This is a genomic window from Streptomyces sp. NPDC002386 (assembly GCF_053593175.1).
Map to the genome: position 1 here is coordinate 63,657 of NZ_JBSFBX010000022.1, position 19,603 is coordinate 83,259.

The following is a 19,603-nucleotide window of genomic DNA, read 5'->3' on the forward strand; positions in this document are numbered from 1 at the left end:
CTCAGCGGCCCGGTGCGAACAGGGCGGCGAGCCGCCGGTAGGAGTCCAGCAGCGCGGCACGGTCGTACGTGCTCGTGGTGACGAGGACCTCGGCGGCGCCCGTCTCCTTCAGGACCGTCTCCAGCCCGTCGGAGACCTGGTCGGCGGTGCCGGCCAGGTGGCCGGCGAGCGCGGACTCGTAGAGGTCCCGCTCCTTCGCGGTCATCACGCGCGCCTCTGTCTCCTCGGCCGGGGCCAGCGGCGGGAAGGTGCCGTGGGTCCGGGAGTACGCCGCGGCCCAGGCCTCCGGCACCAGCAGCCGCCGCGCCTCCTCGGCGGTCCCAGCGACCGCCACCGTCCCGGAGATCACGACATGGGGCTCGGCCGCCCAGGGCGAGGGGCGGAACAGCGAGCGGTACTCGTCGATGCCGCGCATCATCCGCTCGCGGTGCCGCAGGTCCCCGATGACCATGGGCAGCCCGGCGCGGGCCGCGATCCGGGCGCCCTCGCCCATGGCCAGCACGAACGGCGGGACCCTCAGGCCCTCGGCCGGGCGGGCGTGCACCCCCGTGGGGGAGGTCCCGGCGAACCAGCCGAGCAGTTCGCCGAGCTGGGCCGCGAAGTCCCCGGCGGCCTCCTTGTCCCGGCCGAGTGCCCGGCGGACCCCGTCCGTGAAGCCGACGGAACGGCCGAGCCCCATGTCGATCCGGCCCGGGAACAGCGCCTCCAGCACGCCGAACTGCTCGGCCACGACGAGGGGCCGGTGATTGGGCAGCATCACCCCGCCGGTGCCGACCCGGACGGTACGCGTCGCGGCGGCCACCGCGGCGGCGAGCACGGTCGGCGCGGAGCCCGCGACCCCGGGCACGCCATGGTGCTCCGACACCCAGAAGCGGTGGTAGCCGAGCGCCTCCGCCTCCCGCGCCAGCGCGACGGTGTCCCGCAGCGCCTCTGCGGGCGGACGCCCCGCGCGGGTACGGGAGCGGTCGAGGACGGAGAACCCGGTCCGGGCGATCACTGCACTCACGAGGGGTTCAACACCGGCTGGGCGCCAGGATTCCCGGTCCGGCGCTCACCGCCCCGACCGGCGCCGCGCGCCGCGTGGGGCGCGGATCATCTGCAACTCCAGGGTGAGCGGCGGTTCGGCGGCGCCGGGGCCGCCCGCCCGGGCCCACTCGGCGACCTCGGCCGTGCAGTCGTCGTCCAGGGCGAAGCCGATCCACACCGGTGCGCCACCGGCCCGCCGGCCCTCCGCCGACGGCCGCACGACCAGGACGTTCGCCTGGTCGCACGGCCCGAGGCAGTCGCTCGTGCGCACCTCGAAGCCGCCCTCGGCGGCGGCCGCCCGCAACCGGTCGAGCTGACCGGCCGGATCGGTGCCCGGCTGCTTGGCCGGATCGCCGCAGCAGCAGCCCCGGCAGACGACGACGGTGCAGGGACGGGCGAGGAAGCGGGGCACGGAAGGCATGGAGGAAGCATGCGGCCCCGGGTCCACGGCAGTTGACGCCGGGGGTGGCTAAGGTGACCCGGTGACAGACAGCAGCGCGCGCCCGGTCGCCGTGTTCGACCTCGACAACACCCTGGCCGACACCGCCCACCGCCAGCACTTCCTGGAGAGCCGTCCGCGCGACTGGAACGCCTTCTTCGCCGCGGCGCCCGCGGACCCGCCGCTCGCCGAGGGGGTGACGCTCGCGCTGGAGACGGCCCGCGACTGCGAGATCGTCTATCTCACCGGGCGGCCCGAGCGGTGCCGGCGCGACACCCTGGACTGGCTCGCGGCCCACGGTCTGCCCGAGGGCCGCGTGCACATGCGGGGCGACGCCGACCGCAGGCCCGCCCGGTTCACCAAGCTGGAGACCCTGCGCCGGCTCGCCCGGGACCGGCGGGTCCAAGTCCTCGTCGACGACGACGAGCTGGTGTGCGCCGACGCGGAGCGCGCCGGCTTCACCGTCGTACGCGCCCGCTGGGCCGACCGGTCCGCGGCGCTGGAGGACGCCCAGGAGCGCGAGGGGCGTACCTGAGGGGCCGCTGGGGCCGTTCGGGGTCCCGGGCGGCTATTCGGCGCCGTCCTCGATGCGGAAGCCCACCTTCAGGCCCACCTGGTAGTGCTCGACCCGCCCGTTCTCGATCTGGCCGCGGACCTGGGTCACCTCGAACCAGTCGAGGTTGCGCAGGGTCTGGTCGGCGCGCGCGATGGCGTTGCGGATGGCCTGGTCGAGGCCCTCGTGCGAGGTCCCGACGATCTCGGTGACCCGGTAGGTGTGGTTCGACATACGGGGGGCTCCTCTCCGCCGTGAGGAGCCGCGCGGCGGCGTGCCTCACGTCCGGCGCGACCGGTGTGTCACGCCGTAATCCACCGTGCCGTATCCCCGCCCGGCGCGCGAGGCGTCGCCTCCGCACGCCCGGCAGCGCTTGACCTACGCATTGGTCCATACCAAAATCCAGCACACCCGTGCGAACGCGTACGTTCGTCCCCCCATGTCGGGCCCCTTTCCCTGTCCGCGACCGCGCGGGCCAGACAGAACAGGACCCCTCGTGAGACGTCGTCTGCTCGCCCTCCTCTGCGTCACCGGCTCCCTCGTCAGCGCCTGCGGCGTCCTGCCCGGGCACGACCGGCAGACCGTCACCGTCTGGCTGATGAAGGACAGCGCCTCCGAGGACTTCCTGCGGCGCTTCACCGAGGACTTCGAACGCACCCACGACGACCTGCGGCTGGACATCCGCATCCAGGAGTGGACCGGCATCGTGGAGAAGGTCCGCAAGGCGCTCAAGGACGACGCGGAGGACGGCCCCGACGTCATCGAGGTGGGCAACACCCAGGTCCCGCTCTACGTCGAGGACGGCCGGCTGACCGACCTGACCCTGGAGTCGATGCGCGACTGGGGCAAGGAGCACTGGCTGCCCGGCCTCGCCGAACCCGGCAAGGACGGCACCAACCAGTACGGCGTGCCCTGGTACGCGGCCAACCGGGTGGTCATCTACCGCAAGGACCTCTTCGACCGGGCGGGCGTCACCGCCCCGCCGAAGACCCGCGACCAGTGGCTCGCCGACACCCGCAGGCTCGACTCGGCCGGGAACCAGGGCATCTACCTGGCCGGACAGGACTGGTACACCCTCTCCGGCTTCATCTGGGACGAGGGCGGCGAACTGGCCGAGAAGAAGGACTACGACTGGCGGGGCACCCTGGACACGCCCGCGGCGCTGCGCGGCATGGACTTCTACCGCCGGCTCCAGGCGCTGGGCGAGGGGCCCGTGGACTCCGACGAGGAACACCCGCCCCAGGCCGGTGTGTTCGCGGGCGGCAAGGTCGCCCAGATCATCGGGGTGCCGGGACTCGCGCAGTCGATCGTGCGGGAGAACCCCGGCCTGAAGGGCAAGCTCGGCTTCTTCCCGGTGCCCGGCAGGACCGCCGACCGGCCCGGTGTCGTCTTCACCGGCGGCTCCGACCTCGTCGTACCGCGCAACACCGGGGACCAGTTCGCCGCCACCGCCGTCGTCGGCGCGCTCACCGGCGCCAAGTGGGACACCGAACTCGCCCGCACCATGAACTACGTGCCCAACAAGACCACCCTGGCGGACGCGGTGGCCGGTGAGGAGGGGGTCGCCGCCATGGCGGCGGGCGCCGCGCACGGCCGGGCGACCCCCAACACACCCCAGTGGGCCGCGGTCGAGGCCGACAACCCGATCAAGGGGTACATGACCCGGGTGCTCGGCGGGGCCGACCCGGTGGGCGAGGCCCGCCGGGCCGACCGCAGGATCACCGAGGCCCTGGCCACCAACCTGGGCTGACCTACGGCACCACGCTCAGCGACAGCGCGAACCGGTCCTCGGCATCCGTCCACCAGTGGGTCAGCTCGAGGCCGGTGGCCGCCAGCTCGGCGGCGACGCCGTCCCGGCGGAACTTCGCCGAGATCTCGGTGCGCATCTCCTCGCCCGCCGCGAAGTCCACGGCCAGGTCCAGCGCGGGCACCTTGACGGTCTGCGCGGCGCGCGAGCGCAGCCGCATCTCGATCCACTCCTGTTCCGGGTCCCAGACGGCCACGTGCTCGAAGGCGTCCGCCTCGAAGTCGGCGCCCAGTTCACGGTTGACGACCGCCAGGACGTTCTTGTTGAACGCCGCCGTCACCCCGGCCGCGTCGTCGTACGCCCGGACCAGCACCCCTTCGTCCTTGACCAGGTCCGTGCCGAGCAGCAGGCCGTCGCCCGGGGCGAGCATGGAGCGGACGAGGGCGAGGAACTTCGCCCTCTCGGCGGGCAGCAGGTTGCCGATGGTGCCCCCGAGGAAGGCCACGAGCCGGGGGCCGGGTGTCGCGGGCAGTTCCAGCGGGGCGGTGAAGTCGGCGATCAGCGCGTGCACATCGAGTCCCGGCCGCTCCGCGATGAGCGCCTGCCCGGCCTGGGTGAGGGCGCTCTCGCTGACGTCGACCGGTACGTACGCCTCCAGCGACGTGAGGGCGTCGATGAGGTGGCGGGTCTTCTCGGAGGATCCGGACCCCAGTTCGACCAGGGTGCGGGCGCCGCTGGCGGCGGCGATCTCACCGCTGCGGGCCACGAGGATCTCGCGCTCGGCACGCGTGGGGTAGTACTCGGGCAGACCGGTGATCCGCTCGAACAGCTCGCTGCCCAGGGCGTCGTAGAACCACTTCGGCGGCAGCGACTTGGGGGTGGCGGTGAGGCCGTGCCGGACGTCGGCGCGCAGCGCGGCGCCGGTCGCGTCCTCGGGGAGTGTGCGGGTGACGTGCAGGGGACTCAACGGCAGGGCTCCTTCGGGGATGACGCCGGATCCTCGAGTGGGGCGAGGAGTACGCCGGCGCGGCTCGCGGTGAGCACGGTGCGGTCGGGGACCTCCTGCCAGAGCGGGTCGTCGTCGTACGGCTCCGACGCGACGACCGTGCCCGGGCCGGGCTCCGTGCGGTACCAGAGGCTGTCGCCCCAGGCGGTGGCGGCGATGGTCTCGCCGTCGGTGAGCAGCAGGTTGAGACGGGACGCGGGGGCCGCCGCGGCGAACCGGCCGACGGTGTCACCGAGGGCCTCCGCGAGGTCGTCGCCGGAGCGCAGCCGGTGCAGGACCAGCGCCCAGACGAACGCCGAGTCGGTGCGCGCCTGCAGTGACAGCAGCTCGACCGGAGGCAGTCCGGGCACCAGGTGCGCCGCCGAGTCCGGCCAGCCGGCGATCGCCCCGTTGTGGCTGAACAGCCAGCGTCCGGCGGCGAAGGGCGCGGCCGCCGCCTCGGCGTCCGCGCCCGCGAGGGTGGCGTCGCGCACGGCGGCGAGCACCGCGCCGGCGCGCACCACCCGGGCCAGGTCGGCGAAGGACTGGTCCGCCCAGATCGGCCCGGCCCGCCGGTAGCGGGCCGGGGCGGGATCGTCCGGGGCGTACCAGCCCACCCCGAAACCGTCGGCGTTGACCGTGCCGTACCGCTGCCGGCGGGGCTCCCACGACTGCCGGTACAGGCTGTGCGGAGGCTCCACCAGGAGGCGTCCGAGCGGCTGCTCCGGCCCCAGGTAGGCCAGGTGGCGGCACATCAGACGGCCTCCGAACGGGCGGTGCGGAACCCGGAGAAGATCTGCCGCCGGATCGGGTAGTCCCAGTTGCGGAACGTGCCCCGGCAGGCCACCTGGTCCACGGCGAACGAGCCGCCGCGCAGCACCTTGTACTCGGCGCCGAAGAACACCTCCGAGTACTCCTTGTACGGGAACGCAGTGAAGCCCGGGTACGGCAGGAAGTCGCTCGACGTCCACTCCCACACGTCACCGATCAACTGCCTTACGCCGAGCGGGGACTCACCGTCCGGGTAGCTGCCGGCGGGGGCGGGCGCGAGGTGGCGCTGGCCGAGGTTCGCGTGCTCCGGGGCCGGGTCGGCGTCGCCCCACGGGTAGCGCCGGGAGCGGCCGGTGGCCGGGTCGAAGCGGGCGGCCTTCTCCCACTCCGCCTCGGTCGGCAGCCGGCGCCCGGCCCAGCGGGCGTAGGCGTCCGCCTCGTACCAGCACACGTGCAGCACCGGTTCGTCCGCGGGCACCGCCTCGGTGGCGCCGAAGCGCCGCCGCAGCCACTGGCCGCCGTCCCGCCGCCAGAAGAGCGGGGCGCTGAGGCCGTGCTGGCGGACGTGCGTCCAGCCCTCCGGGGTCCACCAGCGCTCGGTGCGGTAGCCGCCGTCCTCGATGAACGCCTGGTACGCCGCGTTCGTCACCGGGGTCGTGTCGATCCAGAAGGGCGCCACGTCCACCGGGTGCGCCGGGCGCTCGTTGTCCAGTGCCCAGGGTTCGGCTGAGGTGCCCATGGTGAACGGGCCACCGGGCACCAGGACTTCCGCCGGGCCGGTGAACAGCGGGGCCGGTCCGGGATCGGGGGCGGTCAGGACCCGCGGGCCCGAGCGGAGCTGATGAGTGATCAGCATGGTCTCGTCGTGCTGCTGTTCGTGCTGCGCGATCATGCCGAAGGCGAAGCCGGCCTCGGTCAGCCGGCTGCCGTGGAAGTCCGCGGCCTCCAGCAGGTCGAGGGCGCGGCCGCGCACGTCGGACGCGTAGCCGCGGGCCTCGGCGGGCGGCAGCAGAGGCAGCGAGGGGCGTTCGGCGCGTGAGTGCTCGAAGGCGTCGTACAGCCCGTCGATCTCGGGCCGCAGCGCCTCCCGGCCGCCCACCGCCCGCAGCAGCCACAGCTCTTCCTGGTTGCCGATGTGGGCGAGGTCCCACACCAGTGGCGACATCAGCGGGGAGTGCTGGGTGGTGAGGTCGGGGTCCTCGACGCAGTTCGTCAGCAGCTCGGTGCGGGCGCGGGCGGCGGTCAGCGAGGCGACCGCGCGCTCGCGCAGCGCCTCGGTGTCCGCCTCGGTGGCCGTCGTCCCGGTCTCGGGGGCGGTCATGTGCGGATGTCCTTCCTCCCGTGGGCCGCGCGGCGGTCGGTGCCGCGCAGACTGTCCAGCAGGTCGTCGGCCGGGCAGCGGCCCCGCGCGACATGGCGGTCCAGGTACGCGGCGACGGCGTCGACGACCGCGGGCGCGGCGCCGAGCCGGGGCAGGGCCAGGAGCGCCGCCGAGAAGCAGGCGACGGCGGCCTCCCGCAGCTCGGGATCGGTGAGCCCGTGCCGCGCCGCGTCGATCCACAGCGGATTGTGCGGGGCGGGCAGGTTCACGGCCCGCTCGGCCAGCGGCTTGACGGCCTGGTGCGCGGCCTCGGCGGCCTCCGGGTCGTCGAACAGCGCCGCGGTCACCGCGAGCGGCACGATCCAGCCGTCGTCACCCGGCTGCGCGTCGATCATGCGCAGTTCCAGGTGGCCGCGCGGCCGTACCGGCGGGAACAGGGTGGTCAGGTGGTAGTCGAGATCCGCCCGGGTGGGCGGCCGGGGGTTCCGTGAGCGGGTCCACTCGCGGAAGGTGAGGCCCTCGGGTACGTGCCAGGGGCCGCTGTCGCGGCGGACGCACATCACCGGGGCGTCCAGCACGTGCCGGGCCCAGGCGTCCCTCGGTTCCCCGTCGGGCGGCGGTGCGCCCGCACGGCCCGCGCCGATCTCCGCCCAGTGCAGCTGCCGGGTGGACCGCCAGCCGGTGGGCCGTCGGCCGACCAGGGGGGAGTTGGCGAACGCGGCCACCAGGACCGCGCCGAGCTGGTGGGCCAGCCACCAGCGCTGTTCGAGACCCATGACGCCCGGATCCTCGTACCCGGCGTCCACGCACACCTGGACTGAGGCCGAGGCACACATCATGTGCCGGCCCGCCGGGCCGGTGCGGTCGAGCCAGGCCTCCATGGCGTCGTAGCGGGGCTCGCGCAGGAACCGCCGGGGTGCGCGCCAGGGGTCGTGGCCGACGCCCAGGAGTCCGAGTCCGTCCTTCGCGAGGACGGCGCGCACGGTCCCCAGGTCGGCGGAGACGGTGTCGACGCACTCCATCAGGGAGGCGGCGGGCGGCGAACTCAACTCCAGCTGGCCGCCGGGCTCGATGGTGAGGGGCGAGCGCAGCGGCACGGTCCGCAGGGTGGCGTAGGCCGCTTCGAGTCGTTCGGGTGTGACGGGGAGCTGCGGCCGGTGCAGCTCGTGGACGAGCCATTCCACTTCGACCCCGAGGGTACGGGGCGGTCCTGTCTTGAAGCAGATGCCCCTGACCAGGGCTTCCACCTCGGCTTCGGTGACGGCGTCGCGGTGCTCCGTACAGTCACCGCGATCGCTCTTGGAGTCGGACATGTAGGGATCCTCCTGAGATTCCACCATGCCACCGGTCCGGCCCACACTGGGCCCGGACAGGCACCCGTCCACCCAAGACCCTCGAGCCGATTCGCACAAGGGTGCCCATCGGGACGTTCCGGATCGGTAACCTCCGTTTCCTTCCGGGTCCCCCGGCCGTTCGCGGCCCGGGAAACTCCGTTGCACCGCATCCCAGCATCACCCAGGATGCGTGCGTGAGCACGACGGGGGAGACCGCGCGGGCCGCGGTCGCGGCGCCCACGGGGGTGGCGCCGTGAGCGCGCGCCTGCGCGGTGTGGCCGCGGAGACCGAACGGATCGTCGCGGCGGGGTGGTACCGCGCGCCCGGCGGCCGGGAGGTGCCGCTGGCCGCCGCCGTCGAGGCCGCCCGGGCGGGCACCCGGCTGTACGGACCCGAGCCGGTTCCGGTGCCCGACGTCCCGGACGTGGAGCCCGTCCTCGAGGTCACGGGCGAGAGCAGCATCGAGGCCGCCCGCCGGCTCTCCGGCGCGCCGGTCGCCGTCCTGAACTTCGCCTCGGCCCGCAATCCGGGCGGCGGCTACCTGAACGGCGCCCAGGCCCAGGAGGAGGCGCTGTGCCGTGCCTCGGCGCTGTACACCTGTCTGCTGCGAGCCCGCGCCTTCTACGACCACCACCGCGCACACCGTGACCCGTTCTACACCGATCGGGTGATTCACTCCCCGGCCGTGCCGGTGTTCCGCGACGACCGGGGCGCGACTCTCGACCGGCCGTACCTCGCGGGGTTCCTCACGGCGGCGGCTCCGAACGCGGGTGTCGTACGGCGTACGGCACCCGAGCGGGCCGGTGAACTGCCGGCCGCCCTGGCCCGGCGGGCCGAGCGGGTCCTGGAGACCGCGGCCGCCGAGGGCTACCGGCGGCTGGTGCTCGGCGCCTGGGGCTGCGGCGTGTTCCAGAACGACCCGGCGCAGGTCGCCGAGGCCTTCGGGGCGCTGCTCGGACCCGGTGGACGGTTCGCCGGCAGGTTCGAGCACGTGGTGTTCGGCGTCCTGGACCGCACTCCGGGGACGAGCGTCCGGGAGGCCTTCGCGCGGCGGTTCCCCGACCGCGCGCGTCCGGTCACCGGCCGGCGACCTGACGGTCCCCGGCCGCCGGCCGGGAACCGTCAGGTCCAGCCGTAGCGCTCGTGCAGCCGCTGCCGGACGAGATTGAAGCGCATCCGGTCCAGCGCGCAGGCCTCCCGGCGCATGCCGTCCTCGTGCAGCCTCAGCACGCGGTCCACGTCCACCCAGGAGTCGCGGCCCGACCGGTCCCACGGGCCGCTGCCTATCGCCACCCACTCGCGGTCGCCGTCGTGCCGCTTGCTGGACAACTGCACGGCGAGGAAGGTGCCCGCCGCCTCCCGGGCGACCACCAGCACCGGCCGGTCCTTGCCGCGGCCGTCGTTCTCCTCGAACGGCACCCAGGTCCACACGATCTCGCCCGGGTCGGGGTCGCCGTCGTGGGCGGGGGAGTACTCGGTACGCACCCGGCCGGCCCCGCGCGGGTCGGCCTCGGTGGTGGCGTGGGGGCCGAAGCGGCCCGGGACGTTCTCATCGGTAGGCGTGCTCACGGAAGAGCACCCTAGGGCCTGACGTGGGCACGTCGGGAGCGCGGGGGCCGCGCCGGGCGGACGGCGGGCCGCGGCGAACGGCGTTGCGCGACGGGCCTGTTCCGCGCCCGGGCCGCGGCGGAGGGCATGACAGGCCGCCTCCGGCCCGTCACACGGGTACGCCGCCGCGCGACTGGATCTGCATGCCGGGCCGGCGGCGGTGCACGGTCAGGTAGGCGAGGCCCGAGGCGCCGGCGGTGATGCTGCGCGTGGAGCCGTGCGGCAGCCACAGCAGGGCTCCCTCGGTGAGCGGCTCGGCCTCGTCCCGGGCGCCCTTGCCGAGCACGCCGTCCCCCGAGACGACCAGGACCAGCACGTCCAGGTTCGGCTCGGTGTGCGTGTCGACGCGCGAGCCGGGGGCCAGCCGGACGACGTTGGCGTCGAGCTGGCGTCCGCCCTCGGCCAGCTTCCAGAGCACCCCCGACGGAACCGGCGGATCGGCGGCCAGGGCGCCGGCGTCGCACAGGACGCGCGGGTCCGGCCCCGCGTCCCAGCCGGTCCCGGCCTCGGGCGTCGGCGTCATGCGCACCCCTCGCTCCATCGCTCTCCGCGACCCATCCTACAATTACTCCACATCGGTCTTGTGAAAAATACACGCAGGTGGAAGCGGGTGAAGGCCATGGCCGCACGGCAGAGCCCGCGCCGCCGGGAGGTGCTGGACGTGCTGCGGGCCGCCCCGGCGCCGCTCGGGGTGGCGGCGGTCGCCGAGCGGATGGGCGTCCACCCCAACACCGTGCGTCTCCACTTGGACGCGCTGGTGGCCGACGGGCTGGTCGAGAGCCGCACCGAGGCGTCCTCCGGGCCCGGCCGGCCCCGTGCCGCCTACAGCGCGCGGCCCGGCATGGACCGCGGCGGCGCGCGCGGCTACCCGCTGCTGGCGCGGATGCTGCTCAGCCGCTGGGCGTCCGCCGATCCCGCCGAGGCACGCGCGGAGGCGGAGGAGACCGGCCGCGCCTGGGGCCGGTTCCTGGTGGACCCGCTGCCGCCCTTCGAGCAGCCGACCGGCGGGCGCTCGGCGGCCCGGCTCGTCGGCCTGCTGGACGACCTGGGCTTCGCCCCGAGCGTGGAGGGAACGCCTGGACCGGACGGGTCGCCGGCCCGGCTCAGGTTGCGGCACTGTCCCTTCCTGGAACTCGCCGAGGAGTACGGCCGCTTGGTGTGCCCGCTCCATCTCGGCCTGATGCGGGGCGCGTTGGCGGGGCTCGGCGCGCCGCTGACCGCCACCGGCCTGGAACCGTTCGCCGAACCCGACTCCTGCCTCGCCCACCTGGGCGAGACGGCCGCCGCGGAGCGGAAAGAGGCAACCCCCCGATGAACACCCCGTCGGCCGCCACCGTGAGTGCGGTGGTCTTCGTCTGGCGCGGAATGGTGCCGGCGATCTCCTTCCTGGAGGCGCCGCTGAAGTTCCGCGCACCGGGCGTGACCATACCCATCGGCCTGGGCATAGGCCGGCTCGTCTTCCGGGCCCTGAACGCCGTCGAGACCGTCCTCGCCGTCGTGGTGATCGCCGCCGTCGCGATGGGCGGCGCCCCGGCCGGTACCCGGGGACTGACGGCGGCCGCCGCCGTCCTGCTCGCGGCCCAGCTCGCCGTCGTACGGCCGCGCCTCAACCGCAGGTCCGACCGGGTGCTCGCGGGCGAGGACCTGCCCCGCTCCCGCGGCCACCTCTGGTACGTGGCGCTGGAACTGGCGAAGGTCGTGACCCTGTTCGCCCTGGGCGTCGCGCTGCTCAGGGGATGACGGGGGCGGCAGGGGGGCGGCGCCGCGGGCCGGAGGCCGACGACGTGGCGGCCGGGGCCCCTGGTGAGGGACCCCGGCCGCGCCACCGGCTGGAGCCGGACCGCTAACCCTCCCGCTCCACCGGCACCTTCTGCGGTGCGGGCGGCACCGCCCCGTTGAGCGACGGCGAAGTGCCCGGCTCGGTGGAGCCGTTGTGGTTCATCGAGGACAGGAGCTGACGGGCGAGGCCGAGGCCGGTGCCGCCCATGGTGAGCGCCTTCGCGAACAACTCGGCCATGCCGTCGGCACCGTTGAGCAGCACCATGTTGTCCACATTGCCGAACGCGGACGCGCCCGCCTGGACGATCTCCGGCCAGTTCTCCGCGAGTTGCTGAGCGACGACGGCCTCCTGGTTCTCCGCCAGGGCGGCCGCCCGCGCCTTGATGGCCTCCGCCTCGGCGAGGCCCTTCGCCTTGGTCGCCTCCGCCTCGGCGAGACCCCTGGCCTGAGCGGCGGCCGCCTCCGCCTCACCGGTGGCCCGGGTCGCCGAGGCCGAGGCCGCGCCCCGGGTCTTGGTGGCCTCGGCCTCGGCACCCGCGGCCGCCTTGACCCGGGTGGCCTCGGCGGCCGCCGCGAGTTCCGTCTCCTTCGCCTTGGCCTGGGCCGCCGAGATCCGCGCGTCGCGCTCGGCCTCGGCCAGCGTCCGCTTCTCGTAGGCCTGCGCGTCGGCCGGCTTGCGGACGTCCGCCTGGAGCTGCTGCTCACGCCGGTGCGCCTCGAGCTCGGCGACCCGGGTCTCCTGGACGACGACCTCCTGCCGGGCGGCGGCCGCGGCGAGCGGTCCGGCCTGCTGGGCCTTCGCCCCCGCCTTGTCCCGCTCGGCCTGGTAGCCGGCCTGCAGGATCTCGCTGTCCCGGGTGGCCTCCGCCATCCGGGCGAACGACTGCTGCTCCGCCTCGGTGGCCAGCCGGTTGGCCTCGGCCTGCGCGATGCGCGCGTCCCGCTGCACGGCCGCCGCGTGCGGCATGGCCAGGTTCTGGATGTACCCGGTCGGGTCCTCGATCTCGTGGATCTGCAGCGAGTCGACGATCAGGCCGAGCTTCTCCATCTCCGTACCGCACGCCGCCCGGGTCTGGCCGGTCAGCTTCTCCCGGTCGCGGATCATGTCCTCGACCGTCAACCCGCCCACGATGGACCGCAGATGGCCGGCGAAGACGTTGTGCACCCGCTCCGACATCAGCCTCTGCTGGTCCAGGAACCGGCGGGCCGCGTTCGCGATCGACACGAAGTCGTCGCCCACCTTGAAGATGACCACGCCCCGCACCTTCAGCGGGATGCCCTGGTGGGTCACGCAGTCCACCTGCAGCTCGGTCTCGTTCAGATCCAGGGAGAGCTTGCGCACCGCCTGCACACCCGGCAGCACCAGCGTGCCCCGCCCGGTGACGATGCGGAATCCCATGCCCTCCTCGAGCCCCTCGGTGCGGTGCTTGGACCCGGAGATGATGAGCGCCTCGTTGGGCTCGGCGACCCGCCACATCATCTTGAACAACCCGATCAGCACGAGAACGGCAACGACGACCGCCCCCGCCACGACGCCGACGACCATCGGCATTCGCCCCCTTTGCATGGTGCCCTTTCGGCACCGAACGAAGGGAGTGTGCGCCCGCCGCGACGCGCCGAGAAGACCTCGGCGCGTCCTTGTCGCAATCTTGACGCACAAGCCCCTCACCTGGGGCGCTGTGCGCTCAACTGTCGTACGCGGCGGTGACGTAGACCGTCCTCGGCGGCAGGTGCTCCACCACCATCACGACCGTGCCCCGCTCCAGGCGGCCCGTGCCGTCGGCGGCGTACGCGAGGAAGTGCTCCGCGCCGCCCCGCACCCGGACGATCACCTCACCGACCAGGCCGGGCCCGATCGTCCCCGTCACCCGTCCCATGAGCCCGACCATCGACGCATCGTCCATGGCCACAGGGTACGGCCGGAACACGCCCTCGCCTCCTGGCGGTTGGGGGCCGTCCGCCCCAACCGCGCACGCGCACGAAGCCGTCAGGCCACCCGGGCGTCCGGCTCCGCCACCGGCGGCCACGAATCGTGCCAGCGCAGCTCCGACTCCAGCTGGGCGGCCACGGAGACCAGCAGCGGCTCACTGGCCGCGGGCCCGAGCAGCTGGGCGCCCACGGGCAGGCCGTCACCGACGAACCCGGCGGGCACGTTGACCCCGGGCCAGCCGAGGACGTTCCACGGCCAGGCGTACGGGCAGGCGGCGATCATGGCGCGGTCCGTGGCCAGCCCGCCGAGCCCGGACAGGGCGCCGATCGCGGGCGGGGGAGCGGCGGTGGTCGGGGTGAGCAGCACGTCGTACGAGTCGAAGAACGCGCCGATCCGCCGGTGCAGGACCGCCTCCGCGCGCCGGGCGGCCCGCAGCGGGGCGCCGCCGAGCAGGCGGCCCAGCCGGGCCGCGCCCCGGGTGCGGGGATCGAGCAGCGCCAGGTCGGGGGCCTCGCGGACGTAGTCGGCGATACCGGCGGTGGCCCGCGGCACGAAGGTCAGCCCGATCTGCCCGTAGGGCGGGTCGGCCTCCTCCACGGTGTGCCCCAGCGCGGCCAGTCTCTCGGCGAGCCCGAGGACGCGGTCGCGGACCTCGGGGCGCAGGCGGGCGGGTACGGCGGTGAACGGGGGCTTCAGCGACAGGGCGATGCGCAGCCGGCCGGGGTCGCGGCCGACCGCCTCGGACACCGTGAGCCTGGGCGGGCGGTGCGGGTCCCGGGCGTGGTTCCCGCCGGCCGCGTCCAGCAGCAGGGCCGCGTCGGCGACGGTGCGGGCCAGCGTGCCGTTCACCGTGATGCCGTGGAAGGCCTCGCCGCGCGGCCAGGTCGAGATGCGCCCGCGCTGTGGCTTGATCCCGATGAGATGGGTCCAGGAGGCCGGGATCCGCACCGAGCCCGCGCCGTCCGAGCCGAGCGCGGCGGGGACCAGACCGGCGGCCACCGCCGCCGCCGAACCGCCCGACGAGCCGCCGGGTGTGTGACCGGTGTGCCACGGGTTGCGGGTCTCGCCGAACGCCGGCCCCTCGGTGAACGGCCACTGCCCAAGCTCGCAGGTGTTGGTCTTGCCGACGATCACCGCGCCGGCGGCCCGCAGCCGCCGGACCGCCTCGCCGTCCTCCGCGGCCGGCGGGAACTCGCCCCGGCAGCCGAAGGCGGTCGGCTCGCCCGCCACGTCCATGTCGTCCTTGACCGCCACCGGCACCCCGAGCAGCGGGCGGCGCACTCCGGCCGCCAGCTCCCGGTCGGCGGCGTCCGCCTCGGCGAGCGCGGCCTCGGCGCGCACCACCCGGAAGGCGTTCAGGGTCGGCCGGGTGGCCTCGATCCGGGCCAGGGCCCGCTCCACCAGCGCGCGCGAGGTCACCTCCCCGGCGGCCAGCGCGCGGGCGGACTCCGCGAGTCCTGCGGCACGGTCGGGCGTCATTGCGGGGCACCTCCGGGAGCCTCCGGACACGATGTCTACCGAACGGTAACCTCAGCACCCGGGCGGCCGTACAGCTTTCGCGCAGATGACATCCGGTCATGTTCGGAGCGGGACCCGCCCGCGCACGGCGGGCGCGGCCTCATCCGGCCAGCAGTCTGCGCAGCCACACCAGCCGGGCCGCCCGCGCCGCCCGGGACAGGGCCGCCTGTGGGGCGACTCCGTCGAAGCCGTGGAAGCCGCCGGGCCAGACGTGGAGTTCGGCCACGCCGCCGCAGCCCCAGATGCGGGAGGCGTAGTCGACCACCTCGTCGCGGAAGGTCTCCGCGGAGCCGACGTCGAGGAAGGCCGGGGGCAGGCCGGACAGGTCGGCCGCGCGCGCGGGGGCGGCGTAGGGAGAGACATCGGGGCCACCGCGGCGCTCGCCGAGCAGCGCCGTCCAGGCGGTGTCGTTGGCGGTGCGGTCCCAGACGCCGACGCCCGCCATCTGGTGGCTCGAGACGGTGTCGTTGCGGTCGTCGAGCATCGGGTACATCAGGAGCTGGCCGATGACCGGCGGGCCCTGGCGGTCGCGCAGCAGCAGGGCGAGCGCGGCGGTCAGGCCGCCGCCCGCGCTGGCCCCGGCGATCACGATCCGGTCCGGGTCGCCGCCGATCTCCTTGGCGTGCCCGGCCGTCCAGAGCAGGCCCGCGTACACGTCCTCGACCGGAGCCGGGTGCGGGTTCTCGGGCGCCAGGCGGTACTCGACCGAGACGACGACGGCGCCCAGTTCGAGCGCCCAGCTCAGCGGGGCCTCCACCCCGGCCCGGTTGTGGCCGAGGATCATGCCTCCGCCGTGCACGTGGTAGATCACCGGCAGCGGAGTGGCGGGGGCGGTGGCGGGACGGCAGATGAGGAGCGAGACGTCCGGCGCGCCGCCCGGACCCGGCACCGGGCGCTCCTCCACCTCGAAGGCGCCGTCCATCGTGACGTCGAACAGCTCGGCCAGCTCCTTGCTCGCGCCCCGCCTGGCGGTCGGGATCTCGTCCGGCGTGAGGCCGGGCGGGACCGCGTCACCGGCCGGCTCCAGTACGGCGGCGAGCTCCGGATCGAACGGGGGCGGCGGGGACGGGGACTGGACCGGGGGCATGACTTCTCCTCACCTGACACGGCGGGACGCGTGCTGCGCGCCCCTGCGACACGTATGACCCGTACGCCTGCTTCGAGTCCTGGGTGTCCACCGGACGGCGGGTCCCCCTCCCGGGCCTCCCGGTCATGCCGAAGGGGCCGGAACCCGGCGGTTCCGGCCCCTTCGCGGGTGCGTGCGGCTCAGGCGGCCGCGACCTCGCCCACGTTGCCGTGCAGGCGGGCGACGACCTCGGTGAGCTGCTCGGCCACCTCGGCGTCGTCGACCGGGTGGGTCTCGGCGAAGCGGGTCACGGAACCGGGGATGGACAGCTTGATGTCCTCGATCACCTTGCCGCCGGCGATGCCCACGGCCTTGCGGGTGTCGTCCTGCGCCCACACGCCGCCGTACTGGCCGAACGCCGTGCCGATCACGGCGACGGGCTTGCCGCCGAAGGCGCCGGCGCCGTACGGGCGGGACAGCCAGTCGATGGCGTTCTTCAGGACGGCCGGCATCGTGCCGTTGTACTCGGGGGAGAAGAGCAGGAAGGCGTCGGCGCCGCCGGCCGCCTCACGCAGAGCGGCGGCGGCCGCCGGCACGCTGCCCGCCACGTCGAGGTCCTCGTTGTAGAAGGGGACGTCGGCCAGGCCCTCGAAGAGCACGACCTCGGCGCCCTCGGGGGCGAGCTTGACGGCCGCCTCGGCGAGCTGGCGGTTGTGCGAACCGGCGCGAAGGCTGCCGACGAGCGCGAGGATGCGAACAGACATGAGTACTCCAATGGGGGGCTGAAACGTCGCCGTAAGATCCGGACCGAGGTCCGCTTAGCTTTTCTACCAGGCTAACCGGACCGCGGTCCAGTTTTGTTCCCGATGCTTTACGCTTGCTTCATGTCCGCCGCCCTGCCCCCCTTCCCGCAGCCCCAGGAGCCCTACGACACGCCTCAACTGCTGGAGGTCGAGTCCGGCCCCGGCGAGCCCTGCCTGCGCGCCGACGCCGCCCGCAACCGGGCCCGGCTGCTGGAGGCCGCCGCCCGGCTGATCGCCGAGCACGGGGTGGCGGGCGTGACCATGGAGGCCGTGGCGGCGGCGGCGCAGGTGGGCAAGGGCACGGTGTTCCGCCGCTTCGGCGACCGCACGGGGCTGCTCACGGCCCTGCTCGACCACTCGGGCAGGCGGCTGCAGGCCGACTTCCTCTGCGGACCCCCGCCGCTCGGCCCCGGCGCGCCGCCCCTCGACCGGCTGCGGGCGTTCGGCGTGGCGGTGCTGTACCGCTCGGCCGAGCAGCTCGACCTCCAGCTCGCCGCCCAGCCGGAGCCGGACCGCCGGTTCTCCCACCCCGCGGTCCAGGCGCTGCGCACGCACGTCACGATGCTGCTGCGGCAACTCGTGCCGGGCGCCGACTGCGATCTGCTCTGCCTGACCCTGCTGGCGTACCTCGACCCCGCCCAGATCCACCATCTGACCCGGCAGTGCGGGATGCCGATGGAGCGGCTGGAGGCCGGCTGGACCGATCTCGTGGCCCGGGTGACGGGCACGGAGCCGCCCGCCTGAGACGTACCCGGCCGTGGCCCTGCCGGCCGGGATCGGATCAGCCGTCGTGGCCGGCGAACATCTCCAGCAGCCCGTGCGGGGCGTCGGCCCGGAACAGCGTCTCGCCGCCGCGCGCCGACTCCGCCGCCGACGCCTCGGCGCGCGGGAACATCCGCTCCTCGTAGGCGGCGAGCGCGGCCTCGGTGTCCCCGGGGCGCGCGGCCAGCGCCAGGCCCAGCTCCGCGCCGTCGAGCAGCGCGAGGTTGGCGCCCTCGCCGGCGAACGGCGACATCAGGTGCGCGGCGTCGCCGAGCAGGGTGACCCCCGGCGTCCGGTCCCAGCGGTGGCCGGCCGGCAGGGCGTGGATCCGCCGCGGCACCAGCGCCCCGTCCGCCTCCGCCACCAGCGCCCGCAGGCTCTCGTGCCAGCCGTCGAACTCCTTCAGCACGCTCGCCTTCGCCGTCTCCGTGTCGGTGAAGTCGATCCCGTCGAGCCAGTCCTCCGGCGCCTCGACGGCGGCGTACACGTGCAGGCTGCCGTCGCTCTCGCGGTGCCCGAGGAAGCCCCGCCCCGCGCCCAGCGCGAAGAGCATGCCGCCGCCGACCACCTCGGCGGCCCGCGGATGCCGGACATCGGCGTCCAGCAGGTCCGCCTCGACGAACGACACACCCGTGTACGCGGGCCGTGCGGGGGAGAGCAGAGGGCGGACGCGGGACCAGGCGCCGTCCGCGCCGACCAGCAGGGCGGTGGTGAAGGCGCCGCCGTCCGCGAGCGCCACCTCGTGCCGGCCGTCGCCGAGCGGGCGGGCGCCGGTCACCTTCGCGCCCCAGCGGACGGTGCCCTCCGGCAGGGAGGCCAGCAGCAGGTCGCGCAGCTCGCCGCGGTCGATCTCGGGGCGCCCTCCGGTGCCGTCGTCGGTCTCCGCCAGGTGGACGGTGCCGTCCCGGTCGAGGACCCGCAGCGCCTGACCGCCGGGGTGCACCCGCGTCAGGAACGCCTCGTGCAGCCCGGCCGCGCGCAGCGCCTCCTGGCCGGAGTCGTCGTGGATGTCGAGCATGCCGCCCTGCGTGCGTGCGGCCGGTGAGGCGTCCGCGTCGAACACGGTCGCCTCGATGCCGTGCACGTGCAGCACCCGGGCGAGCGCGAGTCCGCCGAGTCCGGCGCCGACGACGGCGACGGGGTGGTGGGGGATGGTCATGGTGGTCTCCTCAGGGGCTCGGGTCAGTCGGGTACGGCGGTGCGCTCGATGCCTTCGATCAGTGCCCGGAAGGCCCAGGACATCCGGGCCCGCGGGGCGCCGGACAGCAGCTCGCCGGCGGAGGCGGCGATGTGCGGATGCGTGTCCTCCGACGCCCCGCGCAGCGCGCTGTCCAGCGCCTGCCAGTCGCCGGGGGACTTCTCGCCCGCGTGCTCCGCGGCGGTCGCGGTGGCGTGCTGGAGGAGCAGGTCGACGCCCCACGCGGCCCGGTCGCGCGGCACCCCGCCCTCGGCGAGCAGGGCGAGCAGCGTCTCGATCAGGTCCAGGTAGTGCGGGCCGCTCGGCCGGGCGGTGAGCGCCGAGCGGGCGAGGTCCGGATGGTCCAGGAGCATCAGCGTGCAGTCGGTGAGGACCTGCTCCAGCCGCTCCCGCCAGTCGCCACCGGCCGGGGCGGGAGCGACGGTGCCGAGCAGCTCGTCGAGGACGGCCGCGTGCAGCTCGTCGGTGTTGCGGACGTAGACGTACAGCGAGGCGGGACCGGTGTCGAGCTCCTGGGCCAGCCGTCGCATGGTCACCTTCCGCAGTCCTTCGGCCCGCAGGACCGCGACCGCGGCCGCGACGATGCCCTCCCGGCTGAGCGCCGGCTTGGCGGGGCGTTCACGGCGGGAGCGGGGGGTTTCTGTCATGCCGCCAGAGTAACGAACATGTTCGGGACGAACAAGTTCGTAGCGAACATGTTCGTTCACCCTCTCGGACGTGCACCCGTCGTGCCGCCTGTTCGTCGAACGATGAACGACGTTCC

Annotated in this window: 22 protein-coding genes; 6 read left to right on the top strand and 16 right to left on the bottom strand. The window is 74.6% G+C overall.

The window, feature by feature from the left end; genetic code table 11:
• Position 1: 1 nt before the first annotated feature.
• On the bottom strand, positions 2 to 1,006 hold the full coding sequence (locus ACWCPN_RS32495) for an MsnO8 family LLM class oxidoreductase (RefSeq protein WP_451213640.1): 1,005 nt from the start codon (positions 1,004 to 1,006) through the stop codon (positions 2 to 4).
• Positions 1,007 to 1,051: 45 nt separating this feature from the next.
• Complete coding sequence (locus ACWCPN_RS32500) at positions 1,052 to 1,447, bottom strand: (2Fe-2S) ferredoxin domain-containing protein (RefSeq protein ID WP_365124792.1); 396 nt, start codon at positions 1,445 to 1,447, stop codon at positions 1,052 to 1,054.
• A 61-nt stretch (positions 1,448 to 1,508) separates the two neighbouring features.
• Here ACWCPN_RS32500 and ACWCPN_RS32505 point away from each other — a divergent pair, with 61 nt between their 5' ends.
• Positions 1,509 to 2,000: a phosphatase domain-containing protein gene (locus tag ACWCPN_RS32505; RefSeq protein ID WP_451213643.1), complete on the top strand. Its 492-nt coding sequence runs from the start codon at positions 1,509 to 1,511 to the stop codon at positions 1,998 to 2,000.
• 33 nt (positions 2,001 to 2,033) lie between these two features.
• On the opposite strand, the gene ACWCPN_RS32510 is transcribed toward ACWCPN_RS32505, so the two are convergent.
• A complete protein-coding gene (locus tag ACWCPN_RS32510; RefSeq protein ID WP_365124794.1) occupies positions 2,034 to 2,252 on the bottom strand; it encodes a dodecin in 219 nt (72 codons plus the stop codon).
• 262 nt (positions 2,253 to 2,514) lie between these two features.
• Here ACWCPN_RS32510 and ACWCPN_RS32515 point away from each other — a divergent pair, with 262 nt between their 5' ends.
• Positions 2,515 to 3,768 carry an extracellular solute-binding protein gene (locus tag ACWCPN_RS32515; protein ID WP_451213646.1) on the top strand — a complete coding sequence of 418 codons (1,254 nt, stop codon included), beginning with the start codon at positions 2,515 to 2,517 and terminating at the stop codon, positions 3,766 to 3,768.
• A gap of 1 nt (position 3,769) precedes the next feature.
• On the opposite strand, the gene egtD is transcribed toward ACWCPN_RS32515, so the two are convergent.
• The 4 genes from egtD to egtA are packed head-to-tail and all read right to left on the bottom strand — an operon-like array spanning position 3,770 to position 8,155.
• The gene (gene egtD, locus ACWCPN_RS32520) at positions 3,770 to 4,732 is read right to left on the bottom strand and encodes an L-histidine N(alpha)-methyltransferase (protein ID WP_392292770.1); all 963 of its coding nucleotides are present in this window, start codon (positions 4,730 to 4,732) and stop codon (positions 3,770 to 3,772) included.
• A complete protein-coding gene (gene egtC, locus ACWCPN_RS32525) occupies positions 4,729 to 5,505 on the bottom strand; it encodes an ergothioneine biosynthesis protein EgtC (protein ID WP_199212958.1) in 777 nt (258 codons plus the stop codon). The genes egtD and egtC overlap by 4 nt, the downstream gene beginning before the upstream one ends.
• A complete protein-coding gene (egtB, locus tag ACWCPN_RS32530; protein WP_451213650.1) occupies positions 5,505 to 6,842 on the bottom strand; it encodes an ergothioneine biosynthesis protein EgtB in 1,338 nt (445 codons plus the stop codon). Before egtB ends, egtC begins: the two co-directional genes overlap by 1 nt.
• A complete protein-coding gene (egtA, locus tag ACWCPN_RS32535; RefSeq protein ID WP_451213653.1) occupies positions 6,839 to 8,155 on the bottom strand; it encodes an ergothioneine biosynthesis glutamate--cysteine ligase EgtA in 1,317 nt (438 codons plus the stop codon). The genes egtB and egtA overlap by 4 nt, the downstream gene beginning before the upstream one ends.
• A gap of 274 nt (positions 8,156 to 8,429) precedes the next feature.
• Between egtA and ACWCPN_RS32540 the strand changes: the two genes are divergently transcribed.
• The gene (locus ACWCPN_RS32540; protein WP_451213656.1) at positions 8,430 to 9,314 is read left to right on the top strand and encodes a TIGR02452 family protein; all 885 of its coding nucleotides are present in this window, start codon (positions 8,430 to 8,432) and stop codon (positions 9,312 to 9,314) included.
• Here ACWCPN_RS32540 and ACWCPN_RS32545 read toward each other — a convergent pair.
• Complete coding sequence (locus ACWCPN_RS32545) at positions 9,299 to 9,745, bottom strand: type II toxin-antitoxin system PemK/MazF family toxin (protein WP_199212961.1); 447 nt, start codon at positions 9,743 to 9,745, stop codon at positions 9,299 to 9,301. The genes ACWCPN_RS32540 and ACWCPN_RS32545 overlap by 16 nt on opposite strands.
• 148 nt (positions 9,746 to 9,893) lie before the next feature.
• A complete protein-coding gene (locus ACWCPN_RS32550) occupies positions 9,894 to 10,307 on the bottom strand; it encodes a hypothetical protein (protein ID WP_451213659.1) in 414 nt (137 codons plus the stop codon).
• A gap of 96 nt (positions 10,308 to 10,403) precedes the next feature.
• On the opposite strand from ACWCPN_RS32550, the gene ACWCPN_RS32555 reads away from it, so the two are divergent.
• Together ACWCPN_RS32555 and ACWCPN_RS32560 are read left to right on the top strand one after the other, a co-directional pair.
• On the top strand, positions 10,404 to 11,099 hold the full coding sequence (locus tag ACWCPN_RS32555; RefSeq protein ID WP_451213662.1) for a helix-turn-helix transcriptional regulator: 696 nt from the start codon (positions 10,404 to 10,406) through the stop codon (positions 11,097 to 11,099).
• A complete protein-coding gene (locus tag ACWCPN_RS32560; protein WP_451213665.1) occupies positions 11,096 to 11,524 on the top strand; it encodes a hypothetical protein in 429 nt (142 codons plus the stop codon). The genes ACWCPN_RS32555 and ACWCPN_RS32560 overlap by 4 nt, the downstream gene beginning before the upstream one ends.
• Positions 11,525 to 11,627: 103 nt before the next feature.
• On the opposite strand, the gene ACWCPN_RS32565 is transcribed toward ACWCPN_RS32560, so the two are convergent.
• From ACWCPN_RS32565 to ACWCPN_RS32585, 5 genes are all read right to left on the bottom strand, one after another.
• Complete coding sequence (locus ACWCPN_RS32565) at positions 11,628 to 13,115, bottom strand: SPFH domain-containing protein (RefSeq protein WP_451213668.1); 1,488 nt, start codon at positions 13,113 to 13,115, stop codon at positions 11,628 to 11,630.
• Positions 13,116 to 13,248: 133 nt separating this feature from the next.
• Complete coding sequence (locus tag ACWCPN_RS32570; protein WP_199212964.1) at positions 13,249 to 13,467, bottom strand: hypothetical protein; 219 nt, start codon at positions 13,465 to 13,467, stop codon at positions 13,249 to 13,251.
• Between the two features lie 83 nt (positions 13,468 to 13,550).
• Positions 13,551 to 14,972, bottom strand: a complete 1,422-nt coding sequence (locus tag ACWCPN_RS32575; RefSeq protein ID WP_451213671.1) for an amidase — start codon at positions 14,970 to 14,972, stop codon at positions 13,551 to 13,553.
• Between the two features lie 139 nt (positions 14,973 to 15,111).
• On the bottom strand, positions 15,112 to 16,098 hold the full coding sequence (locus ACWCPN_RS32580) for an alpha/beta hydrolase (RefSeq protein ID WP_199212966.1): 987 nt from the start codon (positions 16,096 to 16,098) through the stop codon (positions 15,112 to 15,114).
• A 179-nt stretch (positions 16,099 to 16,277) separates the two neighbouring features.
• A complete protein-coding gene (locus tag ACWCPN_RS32585) occupies positions 16,278 to 16,841 on the bottom strand; it encodes an NAD(P)H-dependent oxidoreductase (protein ID WP_451213674.1) in 564 nt (187 codons plus the stop codon).
• A gap of 102 nt (positions 16,842 to 16,943) precedes the next feature.
• Here ACWCPN_RS32585 and ACWCPN_RS32590 point away from each other — a divergent pair, with 102 nt between their 5' ends.
• The gene (locus tag ACWCPN_RS32590; RefSeq protein WP_365124812.1) at positions 16,944 to 17,624 is read left to right on the top strand and encodes a TetR/AcrR family transcriptional regulator; all 681 of its coding nucleotides are present in this window, start codon (positions 16,944 to 16,946) and stop codon (positions 17,622 to 17,624) included.
• A 37-nt stretch (positions 17,625 to 17,661) separates the two neighbouring features.
• Here ACWCPN_RS32590 and ACWCPN_RS32595 read toward each other — a convergent pair whose 3' ends face one another.
• Complete coding sequence (locus tag ACWCPN_RS32595) at positions 17,662 to 18,801, bottom strand: FAD-dependent oxidoreductase (RefSeq protein ID WP_451213677.1); 1,140 nt, start codon at positions 18,799 to 18,801, stop codon at positions 17,662 to 17,664.
• A 23-nt stretch (positions 18,802 to 18,824) separates the two neighbouring features.
• A complete protein-coding gene (locus tag ACWCPN_RS32600; protein WP_451213680.1) occupies positions 18,825 to 19,487 on the bottom strand; it encodes a TetR/AcrR family transcriptional regulator in 663 nt (220 codons plus the stop codon).
• Positions 19,488 to 19,603: the final 116 nt, after the last annotated feature.

What these genes read in the sequence shown, in the direction of transcription:
- ACWCPN_RS32565 (WP_451213668.1), bottom strand. Translation starts at nt 13,115, where the DNA reads ATGCCGATGGTCGTCGGCGTCGTGGCGGGGGCGGTCGTCGTTGCCGTT.
- egtC (WP_199212958.1), bottom strand. Translation starts at nt 5,505, where the DNA reads ATGTGCCGCCACCTGGCCTACCTGGGGCCGGAGCAGCCGCTCGGACGC.
- ACWCPN_RS32580 (WP_199212966.1), bottom strand. Translation starts at nt 16,098, where the DNA reads ATGCCCCCGGTCCAGTCCCCGTCCCCGCCGCCCCCGTTCGATCCGGAG.
- ACWCPN_RS32600 (WP_451213680.1), bottom strand. Translation starts at nt 19,487, where the DNA reads ATGACAGAAACCCCCCGCTCCCGCCGTGAACGCCCCGCCAAGCCGGCG.
- ACWCPN_RS32570 (WP_199212964.1), bottom strand. Translation starts at nt 13,467, where the DNA reads ATGGACGATGCGTCGATGGTCGGGCTCATGGGACGGGTGACGGGGACG.
- ACWCPN_RS32595 (WP_451213677.1), bottom strand. Translation starts at nt 18,801, where the DNA reads ATGACCATCCCCCACCACCCCGTCGCCGTCGTCGGCGCCGGACTCGGC.
- ACWCPN_RS32555 (WP_451213662.1), top strand. Translation starts at nt 10,404, where the DNA reads ATGGCCGCACGGCAGAGCCCGCGCCGCCGGGAGGTGCTGGACGTGCTG.
- ACWCPN_RS32500 (WP_365124792.1), bottom strand. Translation starts at nt 1,447, where the DNA reads ATGCCTTCCGTGCCCCGCTTCCTCGCCCGTCCCTGCACCGTCGTCGTC.
- ACWCPN_RS32590 (WP_365124812.1), top strand. Translation starts at nt 16,944, where the DNA reads ATGCTTTACGCTTGCTTCATGTCCGCCGCCCTGCCCCCCTTCCCGCAG.
- egtA (WP_451213653.1), bottom strand. Translation starts at nt 8,155, where the DNA reads ATGTCCGACTCCAAGAGCGATCGCGGTGACTGTACGGAGCACCGCGAC.
- ACWCPN_RS32560 (WP_451213665.1), top strand. Translation starts at nt 11,096, where the DNA reads ATGAACACCCCGTCGGCCGCCACCGTGAGTGCGGTGGTCTTCGTCTGG.
- ACWCPN_RS32510 (WP_365124794.1), bottom strand. Translation starts at nt 2,252, where the DNA reads ATGTCGAACCACACCTACCGGGTCACCGAGATCGTCGGGACCTCGCAC.
- egtB (WP_451213650.1), bottom strand. Translation starts at nt 6,842, where the DNA reads ATGACCGCCCCCGAGACCGGGACGACGGCCACCGAGGCGGACACCGAG.
- ACWCPN_RS32585 (WP_451213674.1), bottom strand. Translation starts at nt 16,841, where the DNA reads ATGTCTGTTCGCATCCTCGCGCTCGTCGGCAGCCTTCGCGCCGGTTCG.
- ACWCPN_RS32550 (WP_451213659.1), bottom strand. Translation starts at nt 10,307, where the DNA reads ATGACGCCGACGCCCGAGGCCGGGACCGGCTGGGACGCGGGGCCGGAC.
- ACWCPN_RS32575 (WP_451213671.1), bottom strand. Translation starts at nt 14,972, where the DNA reads ATGACGCCCGACCGTGCCGCAGGACTCGCGGAGTCCGCCCGCGCGCTG.